The sequence below is a fragment of the Flavisolibacter ginsengisoli DSM 18119 genome (assembly GCF_900129295.1).
GTDB classification, from domain to species: domain Bacteria; phylum Bacteroidota; class Bacteroidia; order Chitinophagales; family Chitinophagaceae; genus Flavisolibacter; species Flavisolibacter ginsengisoli.
Genome location: NZ_FQUU01000043.1, coordinates 1 through 3,592, shown reverse-complemented (window position 1 = coordinate 3,592; position 3,592 = coordinate 1). Strand labels below are relative to the sequence as shown.

Genomic DNA, 3,592 nt, shown 5'->3' with positions numbered 1-3,592 from the left:
TGGTGAACAAAAGCTTCAAAATCAAACTTCTTTTCTTCCATGGCAATATCAATTTAAGAAATTATAAATTGACACACTTGGATGAGCATACTCGCTGCGCTCGCTGCGGTTTGCCTTTCTGATTTGTAGTGAAAAAGTATATGGTACCCTGTCAGCCCCAAAGCTAATAAGCGCCTGCAATCAGTTCACTTAAATATTACATATTACCTATTACCTATTAAATATTGCCACTCCTCGCCGGTTAGATGTAAAACCTTTTCACCCTTTCCTGATAAAGCTTACTATACATTTCTTTAACCTCCTCACTCAAAAACGACAGTGCAATCATGTTTTTCACTTCTTCCGTCTTACCAAGCAAACCATTAATGATCCGCTCACATCTTTTTGGCAAAATTCCCATTCGTTTAGCCAATTCTTCAAAATGACTCCGGGTATAAAGCCCATAGCGGTTATAGCCTTCATCATCTATCGCTCCTTTATACAGGTCAAGGGCCGTATCACTTTCAAGCTCACTATGCAACAAGGTACAAAGCAGGTCATATGCCGGCGTTAATCCATAATCTCCATATACAGTCCGCATCACTGAAAAGTTCTTCAAATGAGCATCCCCGTTACAAAACAGGTAATTGAAAACAACGATCCTGAAAAATCCCTCCACCGCAGGTAGCGCAGCAGCCACATATTTTTGTATCAGCAGGCCAATTTCTTCATAGGTGCCGTTATACTTAAAGTCTTCGCCATGGGTTTTTTTGGTCCTGCCGGTTAGTTGGGCAAAATCCTCCTGCTGGTACTTCAGCCCTTTTCCCGTTTGCACATCAAAACGCCTCGTGATATAGGCAGGCGATCCATCTGCAAACCGGATCAGTGCGTTTTCTGCGGTTGGTAATTTAAATACCTGGCGCGCTATCTGCATCGTCAGGTGCTCGTTGGCAGGCGCCTGGTCCGGTAAAGACAATTGCCCGGTTGGAACGGGCTTTAAAATATACTGGCCGTTTTTATCCGTAAGGATCAATTTTCCATCCTGCCTCATCAAGGAATATTTCAATTGCACACCCGAAATTGAAAGCCTTTTGGTTTTCTCCTGGTACATGGCAAGGTTGTTATCCGTAGGCCTGTCAAAGGGTAGTATAGGAGCTATTTTACTGCCATCAAATAATCTCTTCCGGCAGTTCACACAATATTGATCAGTTCCTTCTTTAAAACATCCCGGACATTTCATGCTGCCAGTTCTTTAACGGTTACAGCGCCTATAGTATCCTCACCCGCTGTTTTTAATAGCCGGGTAAAATCATCTTCTTCATCAATTTTTAGCAGGCGGCACTGGATATCCTTGTTCACCCCTTCTGCCAGCAACCCGTAAAAGAAGGGAAAGAGGTCCGTGCTTTCATAAGCCTGGATTGTTTTGGGCAGCGTAAGACTGATGGATGGCCGGCTGTTATCATAAAAATAATCGTCCTCATACCTGAACCGGTAAATGCCATCAGCCTCTTTTTCCAGGGTTCCGGCCAGTAAGCCATTAATATATACACCTCCTTTAGCCATTTTCCACATCTTTAACTTGCACCAGCAATTCCATGCCCAGCGTAGAAGCAAGCTTCCCTAAGGTCTCCAGCGAAGGATTTCCTTTTCCCATCTCCACTTGCTGTATGGTTTTTTTATTGACACTGCATAATTCCTCCATATCCTCCTGGGTTAAATGAAGGAACTGCCGCCTTGTTTTTAATATTTCTCCTATTTCTATAGGGCTCATAAGAATTATAATACTCTTTTGTGCAAAATTACCAGTATTAATCCATACTTCACAACAAATAAGAATTATAATTCTCTTTGGATAATATTTTCATAGTCATTTCTTGTTTAGCCCGCAAATGGGAATTTTAATTCTTTTTTCGATTGAAATCCCCAGCAAACCATCACCTGCTTTGATGACTCTTCACTCCCGTATCGCAATTTTCTGAATGAAAATTTCCTGACTTACAGTATTGATATTCAATTATAAATAAGAACTGTGGATAAATTGATGCAACAAGACCTCGCTAATTACAAATGATATTGCTAATTTTATTAGCAAATAAAAACGGATGATGCAGGAAATACAGCCCGGGATGATCACCATAGCCAGGGAAGCAAGGGGAATGACGCAACAGGAGCTGGCCATGCAACTACACATGCACAAGACCCAGGTGTCGAGGATGGAAAGCGGGGAACTGCCGGTAGGCAAAGAAACGCTGGAAGCCCTGTCCATTGCCTGCTCCTTCCCTGCCACCTTCTTTGCCCATGACCCGGGCACCAGGCAAGTACAGGCTAGATTCAGGCGCAGGCAAAAAGTACCTTCCCGGTTATTGTCCGCACTGGAAGCACAGTGTTTTATCATCAGTCGTAATGCCGATTACCTGGCCAGGGCATTACAGGTGGAACCCCAGCCATTACCCATATTGCTACCCGGTAAAACTGCCTCCCCTCCTGAACTGGCCACCGCGTTGCGCCAATTATGGCAACTGGATGAAGGCCCACTGCGTTCGCTGGCCGGCCTGTTAGAAAAACATGGCATCCTGGTCAGTCGTTTTGATTTTGGCACCGAAAGGGTTGACAGCAGGAGTATGATCACAGCAGCAGGCCACCCAATCATTTTTGTGAACAGCCAATTGACCGGCGACCGCCAGCGCTTCTCCCTGGCCTATGAGTTGGGACAATTGCTGCTGAACAGGGAAGGCTACCCTGCAGATGAAAAGGAGGTGAACCGCTTCGCTGCCGAACTACTAATGCCGGCCGGGGCCATCCTATCCTTCTTTTCGGAATGTGTGAACCTGGCGCGGCTGGCGGAAGGCAAAAAACACTGGAAGGTATCCATGATCTCCCTGCTATACAGGGCTGATGACCTGGGCCTGGTCAGCGCCAACCAGAAGCGCTACCTGCTGCAGCAGTTCAACCAGTTGCGCATCAGGAGAACCGAACCACCGGAGCTGGATGTAGATGCTGAAGCCTGCACGTGCCTGCGGGGCATGCTGTACCAATACCTGCAGCAATACGACCTTGGCCTGCTGGAGTGCTGCCGCCACCTGTGCATAACACCTACTGATCTTTTACATTATTACGGTTAACCCATCCTGTGAGACCGCCAAAAGTAAAAAAGTGAAAATGAGAACTACCATGAAACAGATTGACATTCGTCCCTATACGCAAGGCGAACTGGCAGCAATGTATGGCGTGAGTACTAAAACGCTGCGCAACTGGATCCTGCCCCACCAGGAAACGATCGGCAAACGCGTGGGCCGGCTCTATACTACCAAACAGGTCGAGCTGATATTTGATAAGCTGGGGATACCGGGATGAGTCGGGAGTCGGTAGTCGGGAGTCGGGAGTAAGAACTACAGAGGCGACAGGGAGATGCACGGGGAGGAAAGTTGAAAGGTTGAAAAGTTTAAAAGTTTAAAAGTTGACAATGATCCACCTACGCTAAAGCTACGGCGGACGAGGGAGAGATGAACCGCAGAATATCGAACAAGGAATATCGAATGATGAAGTGGAGAGAGTGCCACTAAGACGCGAAGGCACTAAAGGAACGAAGCAATCTGTTTGGCAGATGATGGAA

5 protein-coding genes are annotated in these 3,592 nt (G+C 46.2%); 2 read left to right on the top strand and 3 right to left on the bottom strand.

Features of this window, described 5'->3' with window-relative positions:
* Positions 1–241: 241 nt before the first annotated feature.
* Genes BUA53_RS20755 through BUA53_RS20745 form a run of 3 tightly spaced genes read right to left on the bottom strand, consistent with a single transcriptional unit; the run spans position 242 to position 1,750 of the window.
* Positions 242–1,219, bottom strand: coding sequence for a type II toxin-antitoxin system HipA family toxin (locus BUA53_RS20755; protein ID WP_072837311.1), 978 nt, complete (start codon positions 1,217–1,219; stop codon positions 242–244).
* Positions 1,216–1,542 carry a HipA N-terminal domain-containing protein gene (locus tag BUA53_RS20750; RefSeq protein ID WP_072837310.1) on the bottom strand — a complete coding sequence of 109 codons (327 nt, stop codon included), beginning with the start codon at positions 1,540–1,542 and terminating at the stop codon, positions 1,216–1,218. The genes BUA53_RS20755 and BUA53_RS20750 overlap by 4 nt, the downstream gene beginning before the upstream one ends.
* The gene (locus BUA53_RS20745) at positions 1,535–1,750 is read right to left on the bottom strand and encodes a helix-turn-helix domain-containing protein (protein ID WP_072837309.1); all 216 of its coding nucleotides are present in this window, start codon (positions 1,748–1,750) and stop codon (positions 1,535–1,537) included. The genes BUA53_RS20750 and BUA53_RS20745 overlap by 8 nt, the downstream gene beginning before the upstream one ends.
* 331 nt (positions 1,751–2,081) lie before the next feature.
* Between BUA53_RS20745 and BUA53_RS20740 the strand changes: the two genes are divergently transcribed.
* Entirely contained in the window at positions 2,082–3,101 is a 1,020-nt protein-coding gene (locus tag BUA53_RS20740) for an XRE family transcriptional regulator (protein ID WP_084080321.1), read from the top strand.
* Between the two features lie 49 nt (positions 3,102–3,150).
* The gene (locus tag BUA53_RS20735) at positions 3,151–3,333 is read left to right on the top strand and encodes a DUF4248 domain-containing protein (RefSeq protein WP_139256548.1); all 183 of its coding nucleotides are present in this window, start codon (positions 3,151–3,153) and stop codon (positions 3,331–3,333) included.
* Positions 3,334–3,592 lie beyond the last annotated feature (259 nt).

What these genes read in the sequence shown, in the direction of transcription:
- BUA53_RS20755 (WP_072837311.1), bottom strand. Translation starts at nt 1,219, where the DNA reads ATGAAATGTCCGGGATGTTTTAAAGAAGGAACTGATCAATATTGTGTG.
- BUA53_RS20750 (WP_072837310.1), bottom strand. Translation starts at nt 1,542, where the DNA reads ATGGCTAAAGGAGGTGTATATATTAATGGCTTACTGGCCGGAACCCTG.
- BUA53_RS20745 (WP_072837309.1), bottom strand. Translation starts at nt 1,750, where the DNA reads ATGAGCCCTATAGAAATAGGAGAAATATTAAAAACAAGGCGGCAGTTC.
- BUA53_RS20740 (WP_084080321.1), top strand. Translation starts at nt 2,082, where the DNA reads ATGATGCAGGAAATACAGCCCGGGATGATCACCATAGCCAGGGAAGCA.
- BUA53_RS20735 (WP_139256548.1), top strand. Translation starts at nt 3,151, where the DNA reads ATGAAACAGATTGACATTCGTCCCTATACGCAAGGCGAACTGGCAGCA.